We start from the raw sequence: 24,193 nt of genomic DNA on the forward strand, positions 1-24,193 counted from the left end.
AATTCGGGGTGGTCCCGCGGAACGGGACCGAAAACTGACCTAGCGTCATCACCAGTATGGAGGCTGGGAGAGGACAAAACCTAGGGCTGCGTTCAGAGTATATCATCGTGAGCATGCCTGATCAAAAATGATGCGCGATGGACTGGAGCGACCTCGAAAAGCACTTTTCCGCAGCACGGTTGGGCCGTTATCGGGCCTCGTGCAATGGCGACGTCGCCAGGGCAGCAAAAGCATATGTGAACAACATGCTTCTGGCAGAAGCGACAATGCCGATGTTGAACGTGCTTGAAATCGCGCTGAAAAATGGCGTACACCAACGCCTGATTACCCTGTACAACCGATCCGACTGGTGGGAGTCTTGGGTGAGCGACCCGTCGTTTACCTGGCAGGTCCGAGAGGTAGTCGGTGCGAAAGCAAAACTGCAACGCCGAGCCGAAGCGCTTACTCCGGACAAGATTATTGCCGAACTACCCTTTGGCTTCTGGAGTTCGTTATTCAACGTCCAGTTCCAGACCGTCCTTTGGAAAGACCTGCGTCTGGTTTTCCCACGCTGCCCAAAGCCACAGCGTCAGCGCCATACTGTTTCATCGGCACTTAACCAGATCCGGGAACTGCGCAACCGTGTTTTCCATCACGAGCAATTACTTTGGCTAAGCCCTTCTCTCATTGACTTGCACGGTAAAGCTATCGAGGTCATCGGGTGGCTCGATCCAAAGCTACCGCCGTGGCTTGCCAGTTATGATCGTCTTCCCACCACCTGGGCCGCCATCCAGCCGATTTAAGTCAAGGATCCAGGAATATCGAGGCCGTCCCGTGAACCCGTCCGCTGCTGGCCAGTCAAATCCGGCAGCGGACGCGAGGCATCCACCTACATGGCAACGTGCGCCAGCCAACAGAAAGCGCAGCACGCGTCGCCTAACCTGTCTTCTACCGATTTCAAACGATACGAGCGTCACATTTGAGCCGTATCAACTGAACCGCGCGTACCTGCTCTACAGTTGAATCGAACCGTTTTTTTGATTCCTGCGGGCAATACTTTAATGAAACTTAAACCCATCGTAAGGGATATGGTGGCGCCTAGCACTCACCTCAAGAGAGTGCTAATATTACGTCAGACTATCGCGGGAAATGGTTTTGATAGCACCGTCAGCATCCCGACTACAAGCCAGCCAGCTGCGCCTTCGGGGCTCTGGAGATGGCGAGACGATGCAGCAGTTTATCTACGAGGGAGTGACTATGTCCGCACAATCCGCATTGGTTCCGGCCGGCAGTCATGCACTGGGACTGGGTTTCAGTGGCAATCTCGGTAATATCGACGCCTATATCTCGGCAGTGAACCGCCTGCCGATGCTGTCCCACGAGGAAGAAGTTTCCCTGGCTAAGAGCCTGCAGGAAAAGAATGACCTGGACGCGGCCCAGAAACTGGTGCTGTCGCACCTGCGCCTGGTCGTGTCGATCGCACGCGGCTACCTGGGCTATGGCCTGCCGCACGCCGACCTGATCCAGGAAGGTAATATCGGCCTGATGAAGGCAGTCAAGCGTTTCGACCCGAACCAGGGCGTCCGCCTGGTGTCCTACGCCATGCACTGGATCAAGGCCGAGATGCACGAATACATCTTGAAGAACTGGCGTCTGGTCAAGGTTGCAACGACCAAGGCGCAGCGCAAGCTGTTCTTCAACCTGCGCAGCAACAAGCAGGGCCTGGACGCCATGTCGCCGCAACAAGTCGACGACCTGGCGAAGATGCTCGACGTGAAGCGCGAAGAAGTGATCGAGATGGAAACGCGTCTCTCCGGCCGCGACATCGCGCTGGAAGCGCCGACCGACGACGAAGACGACAAGTTCTCGCCTATCGCCTACCTGTCCTCGGACCAGCAGGAACCGACCAAGGTCCTGGAAGCCGAAGAAGTGGTGCGCCTGCAATCGGAAGGCCTGGAAACGGCCCTGTCGAAACTCGACCCGCGCTCGCGCCGCATCGTGGAAGCGCGCTGGCTGGCCAACGACGACGGCTCGGGCGCCACGCTGCACACGCTGGCCGAGGAATTCGGCGTGTCGGCCGAGCGTATCCGCCAGATCGAATCGGCCGCGCTGAAGAAGATGAAAACCGCGCTGGCGGCTTACGTGTAAGCCGTTTGCTGCCCAACGACAAAGGCACCCCAGGGTGCCTTTTGTTTTTTGGGCATGCCGTCTACGAAATCGTGCGCCCGAATTTGCCGGCGAATGCCTGGAGCCTGGCAGGGTCGAAGGCGCCCACGATGTTCGGATACCTGAAGCCCCCGACGACGTGGTGGTACATGACGTGGTAGGCATCGTCGGCATTGTGGAGGTCGCGGATGTCGTCCATGTCGACCGCGTACAGGTAAGGAAAGACGCCCCGCAGGAAATCGAAGAAATCGGGGATGGGGATGCGCTGGAATACGTTCAGGCACCAATGGTTCAGTTCGAGGGTGACCGTCGGCTTGCAGGTCGACAGCGTGTCGCGCAGGCCTTCGATGACGTCGCGCTCGAATCCTTCGACATCGATCTTGATGAAATCGACGCCGTCCAGGTTGGCGCCCTGGATGAACGTATCGCCCTGGGCAATCTCGATCGCCTCGACCTGGTGCCCCGCCGATGCCTGCATCTTGTTCGATACGAATCCACCTGAACGGTTATTGGCGGAAAACGTCAGCTCGAAACGCCCTTCGGTCTTGCCCAGCCCGAGGTTCAGCGCGGTCACGTTGTGCAATCCCGATGCGTCCAGGTTCTTTTTCAGGAACCCGAACGTGGTCGGGGACGGTTCGAAGCTGATGACCTGGCGCGCGCGGCTGCCGAACAGGATCGACGTGCAACCGATATTGGCCCCGATGTCGAGGACGGTGTCGGACGGTGCCACCAATGAATCGAACAGTTGGACCATGTGGGGTTCGAATACCCCGCGGATGTGGTCGAGGTAGTTGTCGTCGGACTCGATACGGTAGTGCTTGCCACCAATGTCCGTCGTCACGTGACCGGGACCATCGGCGTCGGGCGCGTCGGTCACCTCGGGCGCCTCGGACGCTTCCATGGCAGGTTCGGGAGCGTCGGCTGCCTCGTCTTTGTTCGACACCGGGGATGGGCGCTTGAAATAGCTCAGCAACATCTTCAACGTTCTCTCCACAAGTCATTAACGATAGGATGCGGAGGGCACGATAGCACGGCCGGACGAGCGCAAGACTCACCAATTATCAAACGCGCCGCTACGCCAGCTTCGCCTTGAAGAACGTCATCGTCCGGCCCCACGCCAGTGTCGCGGCCGCTTCGTCGTAGCGCGGCGTCGTGTCGTTATTAAAACCGTGCTCCACGCCCGGGTAGACGAAGTGCTGGTAGTCGACGCGGTTCGCCTTCAGCGCGGCCTCGTACGCGGGCCAGCCGGCCAGGATGCGCTCGTCCTTGCCGGCGTCATGGATCAGCAGGGGCGCGCGGATGCGGGCGACGTCGGCCGCGGGCGGCTGCATGCCGTAGAACGGCACGGCGGCGGCCAGGTCCGGCAGCTGCGTCGCGAGGTAGTTGGCGATGCCGCCACCATAGCAGAAGCCCACCACGCCCACCTTGCCCGTGCCCTGCGGCAGCGCGGCCAGCGCGTGGGCGGCGGCGATGAAGTCGGCGCGCGTCTTCGCCTGGTCGAGCTTGGGGAAGAGTTCGCGGGCCTTGTCCTCGTCGCCCGGATAGCCGCCCAGCGGGGTCAGCGCGTCCGGGGCGAAGGCGACATAGCCGTCGAGCGCGACGCGGCGGGTAACGTCCTCGATGTGCGGATTCAGGCCGCGGTTTTCGTGCACGACGAGGATCGTCGGCAGCTTTCCTTTCGCATTGGCCGGCTCGGCCAGGTAGCCGTGCACCTTGCCGTAGCCCTGCGGCGACGGGAAGTCGACGTACCGCGTCTTCAGGCGCGCGTCCGCGGGCGCGACGAGCGGCGCGGCGAACGACGGCGACAGCTGCGCCAGCAACGCGGCGGCCGTCGTGCCGCCGGCGGCATAGCGGCTGGCACGCGACAGGAAATCGCGGCGCGACACGCGGCCGTGCACATAGCCGTCGAACAGTTTCAGTACCTCGGGGTCGAAATCCGCTGCGGTCAAACGTGTCATGTCCAGCCTCCTGTCGGGTTCAAGAGCGCCAGCATACTTCAGATCCGGATGACGATGCGCCTCTTGAACAGCTGCCACAGCCCTGCCCCCAGCACGAGCAGCAGCAACGCCGAATACGCGGCCGAGGCCACCCGCGCTTCGGGAATCGCCTGCGCCAGCCACGCGGCCAGCAGGTCGTGCAGGCTGCCGGCACCGAGCGGCAGCTGCATCACCGTATCGATCAGCGTGATGCCGACGAAGGCCAGCGTCGCATTGGTGCCGAAGGCGAGGACCGGCCGGGTCCACGCGGGCGCCTCCTGGCCGGGCGGCACGAGGCGCATCAGCACGAGCAGCGACAGCAGCGTGAACCCGCCGGACGCCAGCGCAAAGCTGGGCGTCCACAGTTTTTTCACCATGGGCACGAGTGGATCGAGCAGGAAGCCGGCCAGCAGGCAGGCCACGCCGGCGATCGCGAGGGCCGTCAGCGTGGCGCGCTTGTGCGACCGCATCAACAGCAGCGACGCCGCCACGCCGAACAGCACGTTGACGAGTGCGCCCAGGGTGGACACGAGGCCTTCCGGGTCGAAGGTGACGACGTCGCCGGTCTTCCCCCACGGCCACAGGTGCGGGACGCCGAACACGGCGCGGTCGACGACGGCCGGCAGCGCGTGCATGGAGTCGAAGCACGCGCGCCCGCAGCCGGGCGCATCCCACGCGAGCAGCAGCGCGGCATAGCCCACCAGCAGCGCGACGCTGGCCGCCACCGGCACCGAGACGCGCAGTCCGTCGCGCCGCAACGCCAGCACGCACCCCGTACCCACGATGGCATGGCACAGCCCGATGCGCTGCAGGATGCCCGGCAGGCGGACGTGGGCGAAGTCGAAGCCGGGCAGCAGGTTCAGCACGACGCCGAGCGCGACGAGCACGGCCGAGCGGCGCAGCACGTGGCCGACGAGGGCCGCCCTCCCCTGGCCCGCGCGCCGCGCGAGCGCAAAGGGCAGCGCCGCCCCTGCACAGAACAGGAAGGCGGGAAAGATCATGTCGGCGATGGCGAAGCCGCGCCAGTCGGCATGCGTCAGGAACGTGAAGCGCCGGTCCCAGCCGCCCGCGTACGCGACCATGATCATGCCCATCACGGCGAGGCCGCGCAGCAGGTCGATGGCGGTCACGCGCGGCGTGGAAGGTGCCGGCTTTTCCATGCTGTTCCCCATGTATGAAATCGATTTCAAATATGCGCCGCGGACGTGCCATCGTCAAGTCATGATGCATAACGCACATCATTGTCCAGAAGGAAATAGAATGGAAGACCACCGCAACCCACCAGGAGGTTCCATGCAACTCATCGGCATGCTCGATTCACCGTTCGTCCGCCGCGTCGCCATCTCGTTCGACCTGCAGAACATTCCGTTCGAGCACAAGGCGCTGTCCGTGTTCCGCAACTTCGACGAATTCTCCGCCATCAATCCGACAGTCAAGGCGCCGACGCTCGTGCTGGACGACGGTTCCTTCCTGATCGATTCCACGCTGATGCTCGAATACGGCGACGCGCTGGCGGGCAACTCCCTGCTGCCGGCCGCCCCGGCGGCGCGTGCGCAGGCGCTGCGTGCCATCGGCCCGGCGCTGGCGGCCTGCGAAAAGACGGCGCAAATCGTCTACGAGTACCAGTTGCGGCCGCAGGAAAAACAGCACCAGCCGTGGCTCGACCGCGTGCAGCAGCAATTGCTCGCGGCGCTCGGGCTGCTGGAAGCGGAGACGGACGCGTTCGACATCGACGCACTCGACCAGGCCGCCGTCACGGCCGCCGTCACGTGGTCGTTCGTCCGCTTGATGGTGCCGCAAATCGTGTCGCCCGACCACTTCCCGCGCCTGGCCGCGTGGACCTCGCGTGCGGAGGCGCTGCCGGTCTTCCAGCGCTATCCGCTCGTCTGAGCGCCACTGAACGGCAAGCGCGCCGGCCTGGACTGGCGATTTTGCTATGATTGGTTTCACACCAACAACCGGACGCCCAATGAAACTGCCGTCCCTGGCCGCCCTCGCGGCGGCCGTGTCGATGCCGATCCTGGCCGGCTGCGCCTCCCCTCCGCCGCAGGACGCCGTGTACCCGCTCCGGCCCGAGCAAAGCGTCGTCCTCGCGCGCGGCACCGTGCTCACGTACGACAGTTACAGCGACAGCCGCTGTCCCGCGAACACGCGCTGCGTCTGGGCTGGACGGCTGATTTTCCGCTTCCTCATCGACGGCCCGAACGGCGCCGAAGAATTCACGCTCGGTCCCGACCAGCCGACGGCCACGCCCGCGTCGCTGCACGGGGCCCGCGTCACGCTCGACACGTCCGCGATCCCGCCCGCGCGCGCGGCCGGTACGCTGCGCCCCAACGACATCATTCCCGTCACGCTCAAGATCTCCGCCAAATGAACCAACCCGTCAAAACCCTCGCCTGCGGCCTGATCCTCTCCATCGTCCTGACACCGCCGCTCGCGCTGGCCAAGACCCCGGTCGCGACGGGCACCGGCGGCGCCGTCGCCACGATCAGCGAAAAGGCGTCGGCCTCCGCGCTCGCGATCCTCAACAAGGGCGGCAATGCCATCGACGCGGCCGTCGCGGCGGCGGCCACGCTGGGCGTCACCGATCCGTTCAGCTGCGGCATCGGCGGCGGCGGCTTCATGGTCGTGTACCTCGCCAAGGACAAGCGCGTCGTCACCATCGACCACCGCGAGACCGCGCCCGCGTCGTTCAGTCCTTCCGTCTTCCAGGAAAACGGCAAGGCGATCGATTTCGACACGGCCGTCGCCAGCGGCGCATCGGTCGGCGTACCGGGCACCGTGCGCGGCTGGCACGAGGCGCTGGATCGCTACGGCACGATGTCGTTCAAGCAGGTGCTGGCGCCCGCGATCCAGGTCGCGACGAACGGCTTCCCCGTCAGCGACACGATGCACGGCCTGATCGTCGAGAACGAGAAAAAATTCGGCATGTTCGAGACGACGAGCAAGCTGTATCTCAAGAACGGCAAGGCCCTGCCGGCCGGCACCGTCGTCAAGAACCCGGACCTCGCCAGGGCCTACCGCGAGCTGGCGGCGAAAGGCTACAAGGTGTTCTACGAAGGCCCGCTGGCGCAGGCCGTCGTCGCCGCGGTCAACCGCCCGCCCGTCACGGCGGGCGTCCAGGTCCGCCCCGGCACGATGAGCCTCGCGGACATGGCCAACTACGAGGCGCGCATCCGCCAGCCGATCCGCTCCACCTACCGCGGCTACGACATCTACGGCATGCCGCCACCCAGCAGCGGCGGCGCGACGGTGGCCGAAGCCCTCAACATCCTCGAAGGCTTCGACCTGAAGTCGATGCCGCGCGCGAACGTCGAACACCTGTACCTGGAAGCGAGCCGCCTCGCTTTTGCCGACCGCAACGCCTTCCTCGGCGACCCGGAATATGTCGACGCGCCCATCGAAGGCGTGCTGTCGAAGCAGTTCGCCGCGCAGCGCCGTTCGCTGATCCGGCCCGACCGCGCGGCGGGCGTCGTTCCCGCCGGCGACGCGTTCCTGTACGAGAACGACCAGAGCTTCCCGCTGCGTCCGCAGCAGAACCTGATCATGAAAGAAGGCACGCACACGACGCACCTGACGGTGTCGGACAAATGGGGCAACGTCGTGGCCTACACGTTCACGATCGAGTCGTGGGGCGGCAGCGGCATCGTCGTGCCGGGCTACGGCTTCCTGCTGAATAACGAGATGACCGACTTCGATTTCACGGGTCCGGCGCCGAACATTCCCGAAGCCGGCAAGCGCCCGCGCAGCAGCATGGCGCCGACGATCGCCTTCAAGGACGGCAAGCCCGCCTTCACCATCGGCAGCCCGGGCGGCGCGACGATCATCACGACGGTGCTGCAGACGATCGTCAACTACATCGACCTCGGCATGACTATGGACCAGGCGATCGACGCGCCCCGCCTATCGCAGCGCAACGCGAAAGAGACGTCGGTCGAACCGGGTTTTGCGGGCACCCCGCAGGCCCAGGCGCTGGAACAGTTCGGCCACAAGTGGGAAGCGAAGCCCGAGGAGATCGGCGCCGCGAACGCGATCGTGTTCAATCCCGACGGCACCGTGACGGCGGTCAGCGAAGGCCACCGCCACGGCATCGGCACGGCGCTCGTGCAGAAGCGCGGGCACTGATCAACCCAGCCGGCCTGCCGGGAAGGCCGGCGGCGCGGCGAGCATACGCTTCCAGTCGAGCCGTAATTGCACGAGGCAGACGGCCAGCGAGAGTTCGATCAGCCACGGCCAGGCCGTGGTGCCGGTCAGCTTGCCGAGGGCCACGGCCACGAGCGCCTGCACGAGGGCATACGCGCCAGCGCGCAGGCCCAGGGCCAGGTTCCAGCCGCCGCGGACGCTCGCGTAATCGCCCAGCAGCCCCATCATCGCCACCTGCCCGGCCAGGCTGCACAGGCCGAGCTGGCGCAGCAGCCCATCCGGTCCCATGCCTGCCATGAACGACGCGCCCGTCAAGGCTGCCGTCAACAACATCCATACCGCGAGCGCCTGACGCAGCAGCCGCGTGGCGAGGCGCCGGTTCAGCAGCGCGGCATTGCCGGCCAGCGGCGTCAGGCGCAGCAAGGCCTGCTCGCCCTGCGTGCGGCGCAGCTGCTGGCCATACTGGGCCGTGCTGAATGCGACGACGAGCGCCATCATGGCCGGCCCGGCGTCCAGTAACACGCCGGCGAACGATTGCGCCGCGGCGCCGCGCGGCACGGCCAGCACGATGTGCACGACGACGCTGACGACCATGACCACGACGATGGCGCCGCCCCAGGAAGTCCAGTGCGCCATCGGTCCCAGCGCATGCATCAGCATCGTGCCCGGATCGGCGCGCCGGCGCTCGCAACGCAGCGCGACGCGGTACAACGACAAGTTGCCTTGCCACGCCATACCGTCGGGCATGGGCTGTCGTTGTTCCGTGCGGAAGGCGAAGTGGTTCAGGCGCCTGATCTGGTCGCCGCGCCGCGCCAGGAAAGCATCGCCGCCGGCCGGATACATCCAGCGCAGGCCCCACACCGCGGCGGGCAGGACCAGGATGCTCATGACCCAGAAGGCGGCGTTGCCCGTCATCACTTCCACCCACGCGGGCGGCAGTATGAAGTGCACCAGCCACGGTCCGTTGCCGCCCAACACGAGCAACACCACGACGTACTTGTTCCCCGCCATCATCAACGCCAGGCACAGCGTGCCGAGCGCGACGATCGGCAGCACGGCCCAGTTGCCGAGGCCGTACGCAATGCCGAGCGTGGCGATGCACAAGTACGCGGCCGTCATCTGCAGCAGGCGGCGGCGCTGGCGGGGCAGCAGCCATGCGTTCATGGGCGAATTCAGGCGGATGGAACCGGGTACGAACAGGAAGGTCCAGATGAACGCCAGCGCCATGAAGACGACGGCGATGGCAAAGCGCAGCGCCTGCAAGGGAGACAGGTCGCCCAGCACGGCCACGATGATGCCGCATGAGGCGATGGCGCCGGCCACCAGATAAACGCCGCGCAGCGACCCCGGTTCGCGCTGCGCCGCCGCCGCGCGCCAGATCGCCCGACAATCCTGCAGCGCGGCGTTCATTGCGTCACCTCGATGAACAGGTCTTCCAGCGTCAGCGGTTCCACGCGCACGCCCGGCTCGCGCGCGAGGCGCGCGACGTCGTCGCCCTGCGCCTGCACGATCACGCTCGTCATCGCGCCCTCCCGGCGCCGCCGCACCTCGCCCGCCAGCGGCGAGCCAGGCAACGTGGCGGCCGGCACGACGACGCGGCGCGCACCTTCCAGCAGCGCATCCGTCTGGCCCTGCAGCGCGATGCGGCCATCTTTCAAAAACGCGAGGTCGAACGCGACGCGCTCCAGGTCGGACAGGATGTGCGTGGAGAACACGACGGTCGTCCCCCGCTCGATCACCTGGTCGACCAGCTCGCGCAGGAATTCGCGCCGGCCGACCGGGTCCAGTGCGGACACGGGTTCGTCGAGGATCAGCAGTTCCGGCTCGTGCGCCAGCGCGCGGATGATGGCGAGCCTCTGCTGCTCGCCCCCGGACAACCGCTTGATCGGCTTGTTGCGCAGTTCGGGGCCGACGTCCCAGCGCGACAGCAGGCCGTCGACCTTGCCGGTGTTCCAGCGCGGGTACATCGCGCGGAAGTAATCGAACATCTGCACGGGCGTCAGCCAGTCGAACAAATCGGTGCGCTGCGGGACATAGCCGATGCGACCGCGCGCATCGTCGGAGAGCGCGGCCACGCCTTCGCCGAACAGCGCAACGCTGCCGCCGTCGGCCTCGCGCAATCCGAGCATGCATTCGAGCAGCGTGGACTTGCCGGCGCCGTTGCGGCCCAGCAGGCCAACCACCTGGCCGGGTGCGATCTGCCAGTCGAGATCGGCAAGCACCCGCTGGCTGCCGAAATACTTGCTGACCGAGGACATGCGAACGATGGCGGCACTCATTTTGTTTCCTTCAGAATAGTTGCGAACAGGGACAGGACGGTTTCTGGATCGAGCTCGAGCTGGCGCGCCTCGACGGCGGCGCGCTCGAGCGTGGGACGGAGCAGATCGGCGCGGTCGGCCGGCTGCGTGGATGCGGACTCGGCGACCACCATGCCGAGGCCGCGCCGGCGCGCCAGCACGCCTTCCATCTCCAGCAGGCTGTAGGCCTTGGAGACGGTCATCGGATTGAGCGCCAGCGCCTGCGCGATCTCGCGCACGGACGGCATCTCGTCGCCGGGACGAAGCTGGCCGCTGGCGGACAGGCGGCGCACCTGCTCGACGAGCTGGCGGTAGATCGGTTCGGACGAGCCGGTCGCGATCGAAAACAGGTTGGCGGTGTGTGTGGGCATGGTGTCTACTGTATTAATTGAGTAATACAGTACGCCCGAGGTGTATCGCCGTCAAGCGATATTTACAAAAAAAGACGGCTCCACGAGGGAGCCGTTAAAGGGCGTGGGCGCCAAGCCGCCCACGTTGGATCTGCGGACGGAGACTGGTCCGCAGGGACGACAAAAAATTTACATCAGAGGTGCGGGACGATCAGCGGCATCAGGTCGTCGAAGGTGCGGCCGGTGCCGTTCTCGCCGATCGCATGCATCTTCCATTCGCCGTTATGGCGGTACAGCTTGGCCATGATCTGGGCCGTGTGCGTGCCCTGCACCGACAGGTCGTAGCGCGCGATTTCCTTGCCGTTGCTCGTGTCGAACAGGCGGCAGAACGCGTTCTGGACCGTCGAAAAATTCTGGCCCGTGAAGCTGTTGACGGTGAAGACGAGCGACCTCACGTTCTCCGGCACCGTGCGCAGGTCGACGACGATCTGCTCGTCGTCGCCGTCGCCGGCCCCCGTGCGGTTGTCGCCGGTGTGCGTGATGCTGCCGTCACGGCTTTTCAGCTGGCGGAACCAGACCACGTCGACCGGGCGGTTCGATTCGTCGAACATCACGACCGACGCGTCGAGGTCGACCGTCTGGCTCTTTGCGCCGAAGCCGAAGAAACCGCCGGACTTCGCGACGTCCCAGCCGAGGCCCATCGTCACTCGGGACAGGGCGCCGCCGGCTTCCTTCTCCAGCGAGATCTTCTGGCCCTTCTGCAGGTTGACTGCCATAGTTAATACTCCTTTGATTGTCAGCGTCCGGGCGCCTGCATCCACGCCTTGAACGTGGTGCGATTGCGCGAACAGACATAAATCTTGCCGCGACCGGAGAAGCGCAGGACGAGGCCCTCGCCGCTGGTCTGGCTGTTGATCAGGTTACCCAGGAAGCCGCCGCTGGTGCCGGTCGTGATCGAGACCTCGTAGTGCAGGGTGCTATCCCAGGCGACGACGTGCGAGTTGTCGATGATCGCGTCCTTGCCCGGTTCCACATCGAGCACGTTCATCGAGCCGAAGCCGGAGACGACCACCTGGCCGCTGCCCGACGTCTCGGTCACGAAGAAGCCGCCGCTCTGGGCGAACAGCGCGTTGCCGAGACTCTGGGTGCGCACGCGCAGGTCGACGCTGGAACTGGCCGCGACGAACGCGCCGTCGCTGATGATGAACTGGTTCGGGCCGCAGTCGACCACCTGCATCGCGCCCGGCAACGTGGGAGACAGCAGGCAGTCGCCGTCGCCGCGGGTCGCTTCGATGTGCTGCTGGAAGAACGACTCGCCGTTGGCGAAGGTGCGCATCAGCGCGCTGCCCAGGCCACCCTTCATCTTGCCCTTGAGGTCGAGGGTCGATTCCATCATGACCATCGCATCCGATTCGCAGTAGATGGTCTCACCGCGCTTCAGCGATACATGCAGGAAGGGATCGACGTCCCCGGTCACGGTAAACACTGGCATTTCTAGCTTCCTTTCAGGCCGGCGTTTTAGATTAGACGCTCACGCCATAGTTCTTGGCGAGGGGGCCGAGGCCGCCGTTGAAACCCTGGCCCACTGCGCGGAACTTCCAGTCCGCGCCGTTACGATACACCTCGCCGAAGATCATGGCCGATTCGGTCGAACCGTCTTCGGACAGGTCGTAGCGGGCGATCTCGCTGTTGTTGGCCGCGTTGATGCAGCGGATGAACGCCTTGCCGACCATGCCGAAATTCTGGCGGCGCGTATCGCCCTCGTGGATCGTCGCGGCCAGCACGATGCGGTCGACGTCGGCCGGGACTTTCGTGAGGTCGATGTTGAGGGTCTCGTCATCGCCTTCGCCAGCGCCGGTGCGGTTGTCGCCCGAGTGGGTCACCGAGCCGTCGGACGACTTGGCGTTGTTGTAGAAGATGAAGTCGGCATCCGAGCGGACCTTGCCCGACTGGTTCAGCAGGAACGCGACGCCGTCCAGGTCGAACGCGGCGCCATCGGTGGCGCGCACGTCCCAGCCGAGGCCCAGTTTGAGGCTGGACAGGCCCGGTGCTTCCTTCGACAGGTTGACGTTACCGCCTTTTTGCAAGCTGATTGCCATGATGATTCTCCTTCAGGTTGATAGGTACTGCCTTGTTCACGTTTCATTCGGCGTGGGCCAGCGCTTTGCCGCCCACACCCAACGCTTCCTGCTTCTTGCGATACCGGATCGACGACCACACCGAGGCACCGATGAAGGCGACACCCGCCAGGCCCGTGACCAGTTCCGGCACGTGGAACTTCATACTCGCCAGCATGATCAAGGCCAGGATGCCGATCGCGTAGTGAGCGCCGTGCTCCAGGTACACAAACTGGTCGAGCGTGCCCTTTTCCACCAGGTACACCGTCAGCGAACGCACGAACATCGCACCGATCGCCAGGCCCAGCATGATGATCACGACGTCGTTGGTGATGGCGAACGCGCCGATCACGCCGTCGAAGCTGAACGATGCATCCAGCACTTCCAGGTACAGGAAGCCGCCGATACCGCCGCGCTTGACCATCTCGCCGACGTCGCCGCCACCCTCTTCCGACTTCTCGAGCAGGTTCGACAGCACGTCCACGCCGACGTAGATCAGGATGCCCCACAGGCCCGAGATCAGCACGACCATCTTCTGGGCTTCCGGCACCAGCGACAGGCTGGCCATCAGCGCGCCGATCGAGATCATCACGGCGATCGACGACACCTTGCCGAGCGAGCCGAGCTTGGCTTCGAAGTGGCCAAGCCAGTGGTGTTCCTTCTCTTCATCGAACAGGAAGTTCAGGAAGACCAGCAGCAGGAACATGCCGCCGAATGCCGCCACTTCCGCGTGGTGGTTCGTCAGGTGCATCGAGTACTGCTTCGGATCCTGCAAGGCCATGTTCCACACGTCCATCAGGCCCAGGTCGGCCGCCACCGCGACGATCACGAGCGGGAACAGCAGGCGCATACCGAACACGGCGATGATGATGCCGACGCCCAGGAACAGCTTTTTCCAGAACTCGTCCCAGGTCTTCAGCACGGAGGCGTTGACCACCGCGTTGTCGAACGACAGCGAGACTTCCATGACCGCGAGAATCGCGGCGATACCCATCGCCGTCAGCGCGCCGGCCACGCCGGCATGCTCGTAGCCCCACCATGCCGAGCCCAGCAGGCACAGCGCCGTGACGATGAATGACACCCTAAAATGCTTCATTCTTATGTCCCTTCTTGGGATATGAGTTGTTGACAAGGCGCAGTGTAGAGGCGATGATCCAATCGAAAAAGCGAAGATAACAAGAGAATCACTTCGAAAAAACCTGCGTTATTCACGTGATAATGAAATCCGACATCAATTTCCGCCACCTGTACTACTTCTGGGTCGTGGCCAACGAAGGGGGCATCACGCGTGCCGCCGAACGGCTGGGCCTCGCCGTGCAGACGGTCAGTTCGCAATTGACGCTGCTCGAGCAATCGTTGGGCAAGACGCTGTTCAAGCAGCAGGGCCGGCGCCTCGTGCTGACGGAAGCGGGCCGGCTGGCGCTGGGCTATGCCGACCAGATCTTCCTGCTGGGCGAGCAGATGCAGGAGGCGCTGAACGAGTTCGACAGCGGCCGCACGCGCCTCACGGTGGGCATCTCGGACTCGCTGCCGAAGCTGTCGGCCTACCGCATGCTGGAAGCCGTCACGCGCATGGACCGCCCCGTGCGCATCGTCTGCTACGAAGACCAGTTCGAGGCGCTGCTGGCCGACCTCGCGCTGCACAAGCTGGACGTCGTGCTGACCGACCGCGAAGTGCGCGCCGGCGCGACCCTGAAAGTGTTCAGCCACCAGCTGTTCGACAGCGAGATGGTGGTCGTGGGCACGCCCGCGCTCGCGCAGCGCTACGGCGGCGCGGACGACGAGTTCCCGAAGAATCTGAACGGCGCGCCGTTCCTGCTGCCGGCACGTAATAATGCCCTGCGGGGCAAGATCGACGAGTGGTTCGTACAGCACCACGTGCGGCCGGACGTGGTCGGGGAGTTCGAGGACAACGCGCTGCTCAACACGTTCGGCCGGCGCGGCCTGGGCCTGTTCTTCGCGCCGGCCGCGCTGGCGGACGACGTCGCCGAACAGTTCGGCGCCGTGCGGGTCGGGCTTGTTCCGACGGTGCGCGAACAGTTCTACATGATCTCGAGCGACCGCAAGATCATGCATCCGGCGGTCGAGGCCATCCTGGCGGGATCGCAAAAAGCGACGCTCCCGGCGGCCTGACCGTTACAATGCAGCTCGGCTTTTGCCTTTCGAGTAAACTTACCTTCTATGCAAAACGTATTGCTCGTCGTTCTCTCGCTGCTGCTGGTGGCGCTGAACGGCTTCTTCGTGGCGGCCGAATTCGGCATCGTCACGCTGCGCAAGACCCGCGTGCGCGCCATCGCCAAAACGGGCGGCCTGCGCGGACGCATCCTCTACAAGGTCCACAGCCAGCTCGACGCTTATCTATCGGCGTGCCAGCTGGGCATCACGCTCGCGTCGCTGGGCCTGGGCTGGGTCGGCGAACCCGCGTTCGCGAACCTGCTGGAACCGGTGTTCTCGCTGGTCGGCGTCACGAGCCCGCAGATCATCCACGGCGTGTCGTTCGTCGTGGCGTTCAGCGTGATCTCGTTCCTGCACATCGTCGTGGGCGAGCTGGCGCCGAAGTCGCTGGCGATCCGCGTGCCGGAAGCCGTGGGCCTGTGGAGCGCCGTGCCGCTGTACGGCTTCTACTGGTCGATGTATCCGGCCATCTGGCTGCTGAACGAAAGCGCCAACCTCGTGCTGCGCGTCGCGGGCCTCTCGGGCGTGGGCGGCCACGAAACGCATTACTCGAACGACGAACTCAAACTGATCCTGCGCACCAACACGGGCACGCCGGCCGAACGCTTCACGCACGACGAGCGCCACATCCTCGCGCAGTCGCTGGAGTTCGCCCAGCACACGGTGGCTGACCTCATGCGCCCCATTAACGAGGTGAGCGCGCTGTACGCGAGCCGCTCGCTCGAGCAGAACCTCGACACGATGCGCCGCAACCGCTTTTCGCGCTACCCGTATTTCGACGAGGACGGCGAGGAAGTGCTGGGCGTGATCCACCTGAAGGACCTGTTTTTCGCCGAGCAGTCCGGTAAGGACGTCGATGACCTGACGGATTACCTGCGTCCCGTCGACCTGATCTCGGCGCGCACGCCGGCCATCGAGCTGTTCCGCCGGTTCCGCAGCGGCGCCCCGCACTTCGCGCTGATCGGAGAGAAAGGCAAGCGTCCGGTCGGCTTCATCACGCTGGACAACCTGCTGGGCGCCATCGTCGGCGAGATCCGCGACGAGTTCCGCCTCAACGAAAACGACTGGCTGCCGCAGGGCGACGGCACCTACATCGGCAAGGCGAGCCTGCCGATCGTCTCGCTCGAACGCGTGCTCGGCATCGACATCAACAACGAAGAGATGGGGCTCGATGAAGTCGAATCCGTCGGCGGGCTGTTGATGGCCAAGCTGGGGGATATTCCCAAGCAGGGGCAGCGCATCGAGTTTCCGAAGTTCGATGTCGTGGTCAAGAAGACCAATGGGCCGCGCATCCTGCTCGTCAAAGTCATTCCGCAGCTGGAGCGGGGGGCGGATGACGATGATCTGGACTGAGAGAAGCAGTTCCTGATCTGTTCGCGTCGAGGAATGCGTTGAGATCTTTGCCGATCAGCCCGGCGGCATAGTCCGATATGTGGTCCGTATGGCCGTACAGGAAACGGCCGTCCTTGCGCATGCCGCAATAACCGGTCACGTCGTCGCACAGATATTTCGCCGTCTCGAACAGCGCCACGTCGTCGGTAAATACTGCGCGCACATCCTCCAGGACGGAACGGTATTTCTGCGACAACTGCAGTTGCCGATCCAGCGAAATCCTGCAGTTCTCATTTTCTGCGACAAACAGCTTGTTCACGACAGGAATCGACGCGATGCGGCCAAGGCAATCCTCCGGATGGGCCAATGTCGGGTTGTCGACGACGAGCACGACTTTCTTGCGGGCGCGAACGATCTTTTCTACGGTGTTACGCAAGCCTGCCGCGACCGCATCGCCATTGTTATTCGTAGGCAGGTCTTCGATGGTGTAGTCGTGCTCCAGCGAAAACATTGCGCGCGCGGATGTCGCAATGACGACTACCTGGATGTCCGGATTCGCCGCCGCCGCGTTCACCATGGACGCTGCAACAGTCCGGTAGGGACTGAAGATACGGTTGTCGGACAAGATCGGCACGGAACCGCCGCCGGGTCCGTTATCGCCGATCAAGAGCCAGCGCCCGGCGGCGCTCGAGGTACGTACGACGCCGGGCCACAGCGCGCCTGCCTTGCTGTCGCCCAGCAACGCGTACTTGACGGGGCCGCGCGGATCCTTGAAGCAGCCGAAGAACAAGGCTTTGTCGGTCTCGCTCATTCCACAATCATGCACGAGTTCCACGCCCGGACCGCCGTCGTTGCCCGTAGCGATCGAAGTATTGATCTTCACGACCTCGCGGAAAGCGAGCCCGTACCTGACAAACGTGTCGTAGCCCACCACGCCGACGACCGGCATCAGGGCCACCAGCGCTGCCACCTTGAACCCGGCGCGGCGGCCCAGCCGTACGGGCCTTTCGACCAGCCGGTAAGTCAGCCAGGCAAGGACGATGGACGCCAGCACGATCGCGCCGCGCACCGGAGCAGCCGGGACTTTGCTGTGGATAATGCGGGCATACGTCAGCAACGGCCAATGCCAAAGGTACAGCGGGAAACTGATCAGCCCGATCCATACCGCGATCCGGTTCGACAGGATCACGCGATTGACCCAGGCGCCAGGACCCGCGAAGATCAGCAGCACCGCGCTCAGTACGGGGACGAGCGCCCATTTGCCTGGAAAGCCGAGGCGTTTGTCGATGTGCCAGAAACCGAATGCCAGCAGCAGGGCCGCAACCACGGACATGGTGCTGGACCATCGTTCCGGCCGAGGCGCGTTCGCGGCCGTGAAGTTGGGCTTGTACAGCGTCACCCAGGCGAGAATACTTCCCAGCATCAGCTCCCAGAAACGCGTTTGCGGCGAATAGAAATCCGCAATGGCGTCTACCTTGACCTGGTGCAGATTCAAGCCGAAGGACACGAGGGCAACCAGTATGCCGATACCGGGCAGGTTAAGGCGTACGCGGTAGGCGAACCACAGCAACAGTGGCCAGAAGATGTAGAACTGCTCCTCGACACCCAGGCTCCACAGGTGCAGTAGCAGCTTGGTGTCGGCCGCGTTATCGAAATAACCGGATTCGCTCCATAGCACGAGGTTGGAAACGAAGCCGGCGCCGCCGGCGATATGCTTGCCGAGTTGCATGTATTCGTCGTCCAGCAGGGAAAACCAGCCGAACGCGTAACAGGACACCAGGACGAGCAGCAGCGCCGGGAAAATGCGCTTGACGCGACGGAGATAAAACTCGGTGAAACTGAATGTCCCGCGGTCGAGGTTTTCATAGACAATCGTCGAGATCAAATAACCCGATATCACGAAAAACACGTCGACGCCGATGAATCCGCCTTTGATCCATTCCGGGAAGGCGTGGAAGGCGACCACCGACAGGACCGCGACGGCGCGCAAACCGTCGATGTCGCGCCGGTACTTGGGATGCGAAAGGTGAGGGAGTGACATGTTTGCGGCCGCGCGAGCGACAATTAACAATGCAAACCATCCAGCAAAGCAGTTAGCCTAGCCGGAAAAGTCACTGATATTCACGACGTGCATCAATCGACGCCGAGTGTCGTCTTTTTTGTATTAGCTACGCATTGGCGGTACGCGGATGCAGTCTGGACACTGCTCCATGCGTCTTGAACAGGTCACGCGCCGAGTGCCTGCCGCGCTTCCTCGCGATACCGCCCCGGCGACTTGCCCACGAGCCGCCGGAAATCCGACGTGAAGTGCGCCTGGTCGAAATACCCGAGCCCCTGCGCCAGCGCGGCCAGGTCGACGTCCGCGCCTTGCGCCAGGCGATCCGCCGCCTCGTGCAACCGAAACCGCCGGATCACCCATTTCGGGCTCACGCCCACGTACTCGCTGAACAGCTGCTGCAGGCTGCGCACGCCCATCTGCGCGGCGGCTGCCAGCTCCTCCACCTGCGTCAATCCGGGCGTCGATTCCACCGCGCGCAGGATCGCGGCGATCCGGTCGACCTGCGGATCGGGTGCCGGCAGTACGGAGCGCAGCAGCGCCCCCGCCGCCTCGATCATCGCGGCATCGTCCGTCGTATTCAAAACCGCACTCTGCGCGGCCCCCTCGTCCCACGGGAACACGTCGCCGAGCACCAGCACCTTGTCCGTGATCGTGTGCAGCGGCCGGCCGAGAAACGCGCGAAAAGCGCCCGCCCGGAAACGCAGCCCGCAGACCTTCCCCGCGTCCTTCAATTCGTAATCGAACGAGCCCGTCGTCAGGCCCCAGATGCCCGTGCGGGCGCGGTCGAACACGATGTGCACGCACGGATACGGCAAGGTGCGCTGCGTGTGCGGCAGGCGGCCCTGCAAGTCCCACTCGACGATCCAGTAATGATCGAGGAACGGCGCCAGATCCGGCGGCGGCAGGTAGCGGCCGAGCCGGAACATCTTGCCGGCGAGCGCCGGCGCGACGACGCCCTTGGCGCGGTCGGTGACAGTGGGAAGATGGCTCATCGGGGCATTCTAGCATTCGCGTTTTTCCAAGACGGCAGCGGCGGGCAAGCCTACTCTGTCCGCTCACCGCCATCACGAGGACCCGATGAACCTGACCCTGTTCCACGCTCCGAATTCGCGCTCCGGCGCGGCCCGCATCCTGCTCGAAGAACTCGGCGCGTCCTACCACCTGCACGTGCTGAACCTCAAAAAGAACGAGCAGCGCGCGCCGGCGTACCTGGCCATCAACCCGATGGGCAAGGTTCCCGCCATCCGCCACGGCGATGCCCTCGTCACGGAGCAGCCGGCCGTCTTCATCTACCTGGCCGACCTGTTCCCGCAAGCGGGGCTCGCGCCCACGCTGGACGATCCGCTGCGCGGTCCCTATCTGCGCTGGCTCGCGTTCTACGGCTCGTCGTTCGAGCCGGCCATTACCGACCTCGCGATGAAGCGCGAGCCCACGCCGCCGATGATGTGCCCATACGGCGACTTCGACACGATGCTGGCCACGTTGACGGCCCAGCTGCGCGCGGGTCCGTACCTGCTGGGCGAACGCTTCTGCGCCGCCGACGTCCTGTGGGGCATCTCGCTCGGCTGGGCCACGATGTTCAAGCTGGTGCCGGAACTGCCCGAGATCATGGCCTATATCGATCGCGTCAGTTCGCGTCCGGCCGCGCGCCGGGCCGCGGAAGCGGATGCGCTGCTCGCGGCCGCGCAGGGTTGATCAGGCTAGTGGCCAGCGCCGTCCCCAGCACGATCAGGGCGCTGCCGGCCGCCATCGCGGTCGTAACAGTCTCGCCGAGGAACAGCACGCCCCACAGCACGCCGAACGCGGGCACGAGGAACGGCACGGCCATCGTCTTCGCCGCGCCCACGCGGGCGATCAGGCGGAAGAACAGCAGGTACGCGAGCGCCGTGCAGAGCGCGCCGAGGCACAGCAGCGCGCCCCACGCATGGGCCGACGGCAGCGTCGCCGGATGCAGGGCCAGTGCAGCCGGCGCCAGCATGAGCGCGGCGGCCAGCTGGCTGCCGGCGGCGACGGCCAGCGGCGGCACGGTCGCGAGATAACGCTTGCTGAAATGGGCGGAGAACGCGTACAGCATCGTGGCCGCCACGCATGCCGGCACGGCCCATCCCGTCGCCCCCGGCTTGAAACCGGCGTTGTCCGCCACGAGCCACACCACGCCGCAGAACCCGAGCGCCAGCCCGGCGGCGCGTGTACGGCCGATCGTCTCGCCCAGCCACGCGCGCCCGATGACGGCCGCGTACAGCGGCGTGGCCGCGTTGAAGATGGCGGACAGGCTCGCGTTGATGCCCAACGCCGCGAGCGCGAACAGCACGAACGGCAGCGCGGAATTCGTCAGGCCCACGAGCAGCACCGGTTTCCAGTGCCGGCGCAACGCACGCCAGTCGCCGCCGAGCAGCGGCAGCAGCAGCACGGCGGCGATGGCGGCGCGGGCACCGGCCAAGGTCAGCGCGCCGAACTCGCCGGCGCACACGCGCATGAACGGATACGATGCGCCCCACAGCGCGGCCAGCGCCGTCAGGCAGGCAATGTCGCTCTTCTTCATCATTGCCCCCTCGCCGCGTGCAGCGCGGCATCGAGCCCCCGCTCCTCCGGTCCCAGCACGCGCGCCACGCGGCCCTGCGCATCGAGCAGCACGACGCTCGGAATCGCGCGGATGCCGAAGGCGGCGAACGCGGCGCCTTCGCGATCGAGCGCGACCGGCGGCGTGCCGGGATGCGCCTTCGCGTAGGCCGCCAGTTCGGCGGCCGACGTCCACAGCGGCGCGGCGACGGCAAGCCAGTCCACGCCGCCCCGTTTCATCAGGCGCGTCGCGTCCTCGCGCACGCGCCGGCAGGCCTGTGCGGTGGCGGGACGGGTCTCGCGCAGATACGTCTCGCACCACGGCGAAAAGAACACGAGCGCGCGCGGCTTGCCGGCCGCGCCGGCAGGCAGGTCGACACCTTCGACCTTGTCGCCGACATGGAATACGCGTGCGGCCTGCGCCTGCGGTGCCAGCGCGACCGGTTGCGCCGGCGCCGGCGCCACCCGGCCTTGCGCGGCCCGATCCAGCGCCGCATGCAGGGCCGCATCGTCGAGATGGCCCACGTACGCGATGCGGCCGTCGGCGCCGATCAGCACGTGCTGCGGCGTCACGCGCAGGTTCAGGCGGCGCCCCAGGGTGCCGTCGTCGAGCGCGATCGGCATCGTGAGGCCGTGGCGGGCGCGGTAGGCGCGCACGTCGGCCTCGGTGTCGCTGAAGCCCGCATTGACGGCGATGACGTCGATGCGCTTGCCGTACTGCCGGTGGATGCGTTCGAAGCCCGGCATCTGCTGCAGGCACGGCGCGCACCACGTGGCCCAGAATTTCAGGTAGACGGGCTTCCTGCCGTAGCGGGTGGCGAGGTCGATGGTGCCGCCGTCGAGCGTGCGCAGGACGGCGGCCGGTGCCGGCTGGCCGATCAGCGGCTGGCCGGCGTGCGCGGCGCGGCTGGCGCCGTCGTCCGCGGCCCCGCAGGTCGCGCAGGCGAACAGCGCGGTGGCCAGGGCGGCGATGAAGTGGATGAGGGTCATGGGATTCTTCATGGTGACGGTGGATGAGGCTTTCATCGTAGTCGCCACTTGGATCAGGCCAAAGACGCAAGAATTGCATGAATCCCTGTACCATTCACCGCATGGACCTTTCGATCAACATCGACCGCGGCGCACGCACACCCGTCGCCGGCCAGATCGCCGCCGCGATCGGTGCCGCCATCCACGACGGCCGTCTCTCTCCCGGCGCCCGGCTGCCGTCCTGGCACGACCTGGCCGTGCAGCTGGGCGTCGCGCGCGGCACCGTGCGCGCCGCCTACGACAGCCTGCGCGACCAACAGCTCATCGTCACCGCCGGCGCGGCCGGCACGCGCGTGGCGCGGCAGGCGGTGCGTGCGGGCACCGCGCCCGAACGCCCGGCTACACCGCCGCCGCGCCTCGCCGCACCGGTCCCGTTCCAGGTCGGCGTGCCGGGCCAGGACGTGTTCCCCTTCAAGACGTGGTCGCGCATCATGGGCCGTGCCGCGCGCGCCGCGGCCGCGCAGCCGCTGGGGTATCCCGATCCGCGCGGCGAACCGGTGCTGCGCGCCGCCATCGCGGCCTACCTCGGCATCGCGCGCGGCGTCGCATGCCACCCGTCGCAGGTGTTCGTCGCGAACGGCCATGCCGCCGCGCTCGGCCTCGCCCTGCGCGCGCTGCGGCTGGAAGGACGCACCGCGTGGGTCGAGGATCCCGGCTACGCGTCGGCGCGTACCGTGCTCGCGCAATATGGCGTGACGCCGTCTCCGGTGCCTGTCGATGCGGAGGGACTCGACGTAGCGGCGGGCATCGCATCCTCTCCGAAGGCGGCACTGGCGGTCGTCACGCCGGGCCAGCAGGCGCCGTTGGGCATGACCCTGTCGCTGGCGCGCCGGCATGCGCTGCTCGACTGGGCCGCGGCGCGCGGCGCGTGGATCGTCGAGGACGACTACCTGGGCGAGCTGCAGCTGCAAGCCCGCGCCACGCCGGCGCTCGCCGCGCGCGACCATGCCGGCCGCGTGCTGCACATCGGGACCTTCAGCAAGACGATCGCCCCGGCGCTGCGCGTCGCCTTCCTCGTCGTGCCGCCCGCGCTGGCGCCCGCGGTCGCCGGCGTGGCCGATGTCGCCGCGGCGGCGCCGGCACCCGCGATCCAGTTCGCCATCGAGGAATTCCTGCGCGACGGCCACTACCTGCGCCACCTGCGCCACATGAAGCGCGTGTACGCCGAGCGCCGCGCCGCGCTGTGCGCCTGCCTGCGCGATCTCGGCCTGGCGCATGCCGAGGCCGGCCTGTCCGTGCTGCTGCCGCTGGCGGACGGCGTCGACGATGCCGCGCTGGCGGCGCGAGCGCGCACGGTCGGCCTCGCGCCGTCCGCCCTGTCGTGGTGGCGCGCGCAAGAAGACGATGCGCCCGGCGGCCTGCTGCTGGGCGTGACGAACGTGCCGCCCGAGCGCGCGCAGGCCGCGTGCGCCGCGCTGGCCGCGCTGCTGCGCTGAGCCGCTACCGGTTCGCCGCACGGCGCGCACGGTCCAGCGCAGCGTGCTGGCCCGCGCGCGCGGACACGCCTATCGTGGTGTCTTTCCATATCGGGAGCCGCCATGCGCGCCTTGTTTTCTCTCTTCCTCGCCCTCTGCCTCGCCGGTCCGGCGCACGCGGCCAATGCCGAAGACGCGGCCATCCGCCAGCTCGTGCAGCAATTCCAGACCGCCATCGTCGCGCGCGACGGCAAGACCCTCGGGTCGCTGTTCGTGCAGGAAGGCGGTAGCTGGTGGTCCGTGCTGGACGAACCGACGTATGCGGCGGCAAAGGCGCGCAATCCGGCCGCGCGGCGCCTGGAGCCATCCACGTGGCAGGAGTTCGCCGAATTCGTCTCGCACAGCGCCAGGCCGATCGAGGAGCGCTTCTACGACGTGCGCGTCCGCACGAACGGCACCGTCGCCTCCGTGTGGTTCGATTTCGACTTCCTCGCCGACGGCAAGGTGACGAACCGCGGCAGCGAAACGTGGCAGCTCGTGCGCACGGACGATGGCTGGAAAATTGTCGCGATGCTGTATTCCGTCCACCAGTGACG

Annotated in this window: 24 protein-coding genes; 10 read left to right on the forward strand and 14 right to left on the reverse strand. The window is 65.8% G+C overall.

The features are described 5' to 3' along the window. The first annotated feature begins 137 nt into the window (after positions 1-137). Both ACEN9G_RS07160 and rpoH read left to right on the forward strand, forming a co-directional pair. Complete coding sequence (locus tag ACEN9G_RS07160) at positions 138-782, forward strand: hypothetical protein (protein ID WP_413337569.1); 645 nt, start codon at positions 138-140, stop codon at positions 780-782. Between the two features lie 454 nt (positions 783-1,236). Next, the gene (gene rpoH, locus ACEN9G_RS07165; protein ID WP_413337570.1) at positions 1,237-2,127 is read left to right on the forward strand and encodes an RNA polymerase sigma factor RpoH; all 891 of its coding nucleotides are present in this window, start codon (positions 1,237-1,239) and stop codon (positions 2,125-2,127) included. A 61-nt stretch (positions 2,128-2,188) separates the two neighbouring features. On the opposite strand, the gene ACEN9G_RS07170 is transcribed toward rpoH, so the two are convergent. The 3 genes from ACEN9G_RS07170 to ACEN9G_RS07180 all read right to left on the reverse strand — a co-directional run bounded on the left by ACEN9G_RS07170 (position 2,189) and on the right by ACEN9G_RS07180 (position 5,281). Next, complete coding sequence (locus ACEN9G_RS07170) at positions 2,189-3,121, reverse strand: FkbM family methyltransferase (RefSeq protein ID WP_413337589.1); 933 nt, start codon at positions 3,119-3,121, stop codon at positions 2,189-2,191. A gap of 97 nt (positions 3,122-3,218) precedes the next feature. Beyond that, positions 3,219-4,103 (reverse strand): dienelactone hydrolase family protein, encoded by an 885-nt coding sequence (locus tag ACEN9G_RS07175; protein WP_483126529.1) that lies wholly within the window; start codon positions 4,101-4,103, stop codon positions 3,219-3,221. Positions 4,104-4,141: 38 nt separating this feature from the next. Next, positions 4,142-5,281 (reverse strand): acyltransferase family protein, encoded by a 1,140-nt coding sequence (locus tag ACEN9G_RS07180; protein WP_413337572.1) that lies wholly within the window; start codon positions 5,279-5,281, stop codon positions 4,142-4,144. Between the two features lie 133 nt (positions 5,282-5,414). Between ACEN9G_RS07180 and ACEN9G_RS07185 the strand changes: the two genes are divergently transcribed. From ACEN9G_RS07185 to ggt, 3 genes are all read left to right on the forward strand, one after another. After that, positions 5,415-6,011, forward strand: a complete 597-nt coding sequence (locus ACEN9G_RS07185; protein WP_413337573.1) for a glutathione S-transferase — start codon at positions 5,415-5,417, stop codon at positions 6,009-6,011. 79 nt (positions 6,012-6,090) lie between these two features. Continuing rightward, positions 6,091-6,495, forward strand: a complete 405-nt coding sequence (locus ACEN9G_RS07190; protein ID WP_413337574.1) for a hypothetical protein — start codon at positions 6,091-6,093, stop codon at positions 6,493-6,495. Beyond that, positions 6,492-8,246 (forward strand): gamma-glutamyltransferase, encoded by a 1,755-nt coding sequence (gene ggt, locus ACEN9G_RS07195; RefSeq protein WP_413337575.1) that lies wholly within the window; start codon positions 6,492-6,494, stop codon positions 8,244-8,246. Before ACEN9G_RS07190 ends, ggt begins: the two co-directional genes overlap by 4 nt. Here ggt and ACEN9G_RS07200 read toward each other — a convergent pair whose 3' ends face one another. From ACEN9G_RS07200 to ACEN9G_RS07230, 7 genes are all read right to left on the reverse strand, one after another. Beyond that, complete coding sequence (locus tag ACEN9G_RS07200; RefSeq protein ID WP_413337576.1) at positions 8,247-9,674, reverse strand: hypothetical protein; 1,428 nt, start codon at positions 9,672-9,674, stop codon at positions 8,247-8,249. Then, the gene (locus ACEN9G_RS07205) at positions 9,671-10,543 is read right to left on the reverse strand and encodes an ABC transporter ATP-binding protein (RefSeq protein WP_413337577.1); all 873 of its coding nucleotides are present in this window, start codon (positions 10,541-10,543) and stop codon (positions 9,671-9,673) included. The genes ACEN9G_RS07200 and ACEN9G_RS07205 overlap by 4 nt, the downstream gene beginning before the upstream one ends. Continuing rightward, positions 10,540-10,932 carry a GntR family transcriptional regulator gene (locus tag ACEN9G_RS07210; RefSeq protein WP_413337578.1) on the reverse strand — a complete coding sequence of 131 codons (393 nt, stop codon included), beginning with the start codon at positions 10,930-10,932 and terminating at the stop codon, positions 10,540-10,542. The genes ACEN9G_RS07205 and ACEN9G_RS07210 overlap by 4 nt, the downstream gene beginning before the upstream one ends. A 173-nt stretch (positions 10,933-11,105) precedes the next feature. After that, positions 11,106-11,687 (reverse strand): TerD family protein, encoded by a 582-nt coding sequence (locus tag ACEN9G_RS07215; protein ID WP_413337580.1) that lies wholly within the window; start codon positions 11,685-11,687, stop codon positions 11,106-11,108. A 20-nt stretch (positions 11,688-11,707) separates the two neighbouring features. Further along, positions 11,708-12,403 (reverse strand): TIGR00266 family protein, encoded by a 696-nt coding sequence (locus ACEN9G_RS07220; protein WP_413337581.1) that lies wholly within the window; start codon positions 12,401-12,403, stop codon positions 11,708-11,710. A gap of 31 nt (positions 12,404-12,434) precedes the next feature. Then, the gene (locus tag ACEN9G_RS07225; protein ID WP_413337582.1) at positions 12,435-13,010 is read right to left on the reverse strand and encodes a TerD family protein; all 576 of its coding nucleotides are present in this window, start codon (positions 13,008-13,010) and stop codon (positions 12,435-12,437) included. 43 nt (positions 13,011-13,053) lie between these two features. Next, positions 13,054-14,124, reverse strand: a complete 1,071-nt coding sequence (locus ACEN9G_RS07230) for a DUF475 domain-containing protein (protein ID WP_413337583.1) — start codon at positions 14,122-14,124, stop codon at positions 13,054-13,056. Between the two features lie 122 nt (positions 14,125-14,246). On the opposite strand from ACEN9G_RS07230, the gene ACEN9G_RS07235 reads away from it, so the two are divergent. Together ACEN9G_RS07235 and ACEN9G_RS07240 are read left to right on the forward strand one after the other, a co-directional pair. Continuing rightward, positions 14,247-15,161, forward strand: a complete 915-nt coding sequence (locus ACEN9G_RS07235; RefSeq protein WP_413337584.1) for a LysR family transcriptional regulator — start codon at positions 14,247-14,249, stop codon at positions 15,159-15,161. A 48-nt stretch (positions 15,162-15,209) separates the two neighbouring features. Further along, positions 15,210-16,556, forward strand: a complete 1,347-nt coding sequence (locus ACEN9G_RS07240) for a hemolysin family protein (protein WP_413337585.1) — start codon at positions 15,210-15,212, stop codon at positions 16,554-16,556. Here ACEN9G_RS07240 and ACEN9G_RS07245 read toward each other — a convergent pair. Together ACEN9G_RS07245 and ACEN9G_RS07250 are read right to left on the reverse strand one after the other, a co-directional pair. Then, positions 16,510-18,576, reverse strand: a complete 2,067-nt coding sequence (locus ACEN9G_RS07245) for an acyltransferase family protein (RefSeq protein WP_413337586.1) — start codon at positions 18,574-18,576, stop codon at positions 16,510-16,512. The two genes, ACEN9G_RS07240 and ACEN9G_RS07245, sit on opposite strands and share 47 nt — an antisense overlap. A gap of 185 nt (positions 18,577-18,761) precedes the next feature. Continuing rightward, positions 18,762-19,586, reverse strand: coding sequence for a DUF6597 domain-containing transcriptional factor (locus tag ACEN9G_RS07250; protein ID WP_413337587.1), 825 nt, complete (start codon positions 19,584-19,586; stop codon positions 18,762-18,764). Positions 19,587-19,671: 85 nt separating this feature from the next. On the opposite strand from ACEN9G_RS07250, the gene ACEN9G_RS07255 reads away from it, so the two are divergent. Continuing rightward, a complete protein-coding gene (locus ACEN9G_RS07255; RefSeq protein WP_483126530.1) occupies positions 19,672-20,289 on the forward strand; it encodes a glutathione S-transferase family protein in 618 nt (205 codons plus the stop codon). Here the strand turns inward: ACEN9G_RS07255 and ACEN9G_RS07260 are convergent. Then, positions 20,222-21,139 (reverse strand): DMT family transporter, encoded by a 918-nt coding sequence (locus ACEN9G_RS07260; protein WP_483126531.1) that lies wholly within the window; start codon positions 21,137-21,139, stop codon positions 20,222-20,224. The genes ACEN9G_RS07255 and ACEN9G_RS07260 overlap by 68 nt on opposite strands. Beyond that, entirely contained in the window at positions 21,136-22,179 is a 1,044-nt protein-coding gene (locus ACEN9G_RS07265; protein ID WP_483126532.1) for a redoxin family protein, read from the reverse strand. The genes ACEN9G_RS07260 and ACEN9G_RS07265 overlap by 4 nt, the downstream gene beginning before the upstream one ends. A 65-nt stretch (positions 22,180-22,244) precedes the next feature. Here ACEN9G_RS07265 and pdxR point away from each other — a divergent pair, with 65 nt between their 5' ends. Both pdxR and ACEN9G_RS07275 read left to right on the forward strand, forming a co-directional pair. Next, positions 22,245-23,618 carry a MocR-like pyridoxine biosynthesis transcription factor PdxR gene (gene pdxR, locus ACEN9G_RS07270; protein WP_483126533.1) on the forward strand — a complete coding sequence of 458 codons (1,374 nt, stop codon included), beginning with the start codon at positions 22,245-22,247 and terminating at the stop codon, positions 23,616-23,618. Positions 23,619-23,720: 102 nt separating this feature from the next. Then, positions 23,721-24,191 carry a nuclear transport factor 2 family protein gene (locus tag ACEN9G_RS07275; protein WP_413338827.1) on the forward strand — a complete coding sequence of 157 codons (471 nt, stop codon included), beginning with the start codon at positions 23,721-23,723 and terminating at the stop codon, positions 24,189-24,191. Positions 24,192-24,193: the final 2 nt, after the last annotated feature.

Source organism: Massilia sp. Masssp94, assembly GCF_059491305.1.

Bases quoted from the DNA above. Each gene is read 5' to 3' on its own strand.
- ACEN9G_RS07190 (WP_413337574.1), top strand. From the start codon at position 6,091: ATGAAACTGCCGTCCCTGGCCGCCCTCGCGGCGGCCGTGTCGATGCCG.
- ACEN9G_RS07235 (WP_413337584.1), top strand. From the start codon at position 14,247: ATGAAATCCGACATCAATTTCCGCCACCTGTACTACTTCTGGGTCGTG.
- ACEN9G_RS07215 (WP_413337580.1), bottom strand. From the start codon at position 11,687: ATGGCAGTCAACCTGCAGAAGGGCCAGAAGATCTCGCTGGAGAAGGAA.
- ACEN9G_RS07200 (WP_413337576.1), bottom strand. From the start codon at position 9,674: ATGAACGCCGCGCTGCAGGATTGTCGGGCGATCTGGCGCGCGGCGGCG.
- ACEN9G_RS07185 (WP_413337573.1), top strand. From the start codon at position 5,415: ATGCAACTCATCGGCATGCTCGATTCACCGTTCGTCCGCCGCGTCGCC.
- ACEN9G_RS07210 (WP_413337578.1), bottom strand. From the start codon at position 10,932: ATGCCCACACACACCGCCAACCTGTTTTCGATCGCGACCGGCTCGTCC.
- ACEN9G_RS07230 (WP_413337583.1), bottom strand. From the start codon at position 14,124: ATGAAGCATTTTAGGGTGTCATTCATCGTCACGGCGCTGTGCCTGCTG.
- ACEN9G_RS07180 (WP_413337572.1), bottom strand. From the start codon at position 5,281: ATGGAAAAGCCGGCACCTTCCACGCCGCGCGTGACCGCCATCGACCTG.
- ACEN9G_RS07220 (WP_413337581.1), bottom strand. From the start codon at position 12,403: ATGCCAGTGTTTACCGTGACCGGGGACGTCGATCCCTTCCTGCATGTA.
- ACEN9G_RS07205 (WP_413337577.1), bottom strand. From the start codon at position 10,543: ATGAGTGCCGCCATCGTTCGCATGTCCTCGGTCAGCAAGTATTTCGGC.
- ACEN9G_RS07260 (WP_483126531.1), bottom strand. From the start codon at position 21,139: ATGATGAAGAAGAGCGACATTGCCTGCCTGACGGCGCTGGCCGCGCTG.
- ACEN9G_RS07245 (WP_413337586.1), bottom strand. From the start codon at position 18,576: ATGTCACTCCCTCACCTTTCGCATCCCAAGTACCGGCGCGACATCGAC.
- ACEN9G_RS07275 (WP_413338827.1), top strand. From the start codon at position 23,721: ATGCGCGCCTTGTTTTCTCTCTTCCTCGCCCTCTGCCTCGCCGGTCCG.
- pdxR (WP_483126533.1), top strand. From the start codon at position 22,245: ATGGACCTTTCGATCAACATCGACCGCGGCGCACGCACACCCGTCGCC.
- ACEN9G_RS07175 (WP_483126529.1), bottom strand. From the start codon at position 4,103: ATGACACGTTTGACCGCAGCGGATTTCGACCCCGAGGTACTGAAACTG.
- ACEN9G_RS07255 (WP_483126530.1), top strand. From the start codon at position 19,672: ATGAACCTGACCCTGTTCCACGCTCCGAATTCGCGCTCCGGCGCGGCC.
- rpoH (WP_413337570.1), top strand. From the start codon at position 1,237: ATGTCCGCACAATCCGCATTGGTTCCGGCCGGCAGTCATGCACTGGGA.
- ACEN9G_RS07265 (WP_483126532.1), bottom strand. From the start codon at position 22,179: ATGAAAGCCTCATCCACCGTCACCATGAAGAATCCCATGACCCTCATC.
- ggt (WP_413337575.1), top strand. From the start codon at position 6,492: ATGAACCAACCCGTCAAAACCCTCGCCTGCGGCCTGATCCTCTCCATC.
- ACEN9G_RS07225 (WP_413337582.1), bottom strand. From the start codon at position 13,010: ATGGCAATCAGCTTGCAAAAAGGCGGTAACGTCAACCTGTCGAAGGAA.
- ACEN9G_RS07240 (WP_413337585.1), top strand. From the start codon at position 15,210: ATGCAAAACGTATTGCTCGTCGTTCTCTCGCTGCTGCTGGTGGCGCTG.
- ACEN9G_RS07250 (WP_413337587.1), bottom strand. From the start codon at position 19,586: ATGAGCCATCTTCCCACTGTCACCGACCGCGCCAAGGGCGTCGTCGCG.
- ACEN9G_RS07160 (WP_413337569.1), top strand. From the start codon at position 138: ATGGACTGGAGCGACCTCGAAAAGCACTTTTCCGCAGCACGGTTGGGC.
- ACEN9G_RS07170 (WP_413337589.1), bottom strand. From the start codon at position 3,121: ATGTTGCTGAGCTATTTCAAGCGCCCATCCCCGGTGTCGAACAAAGAC.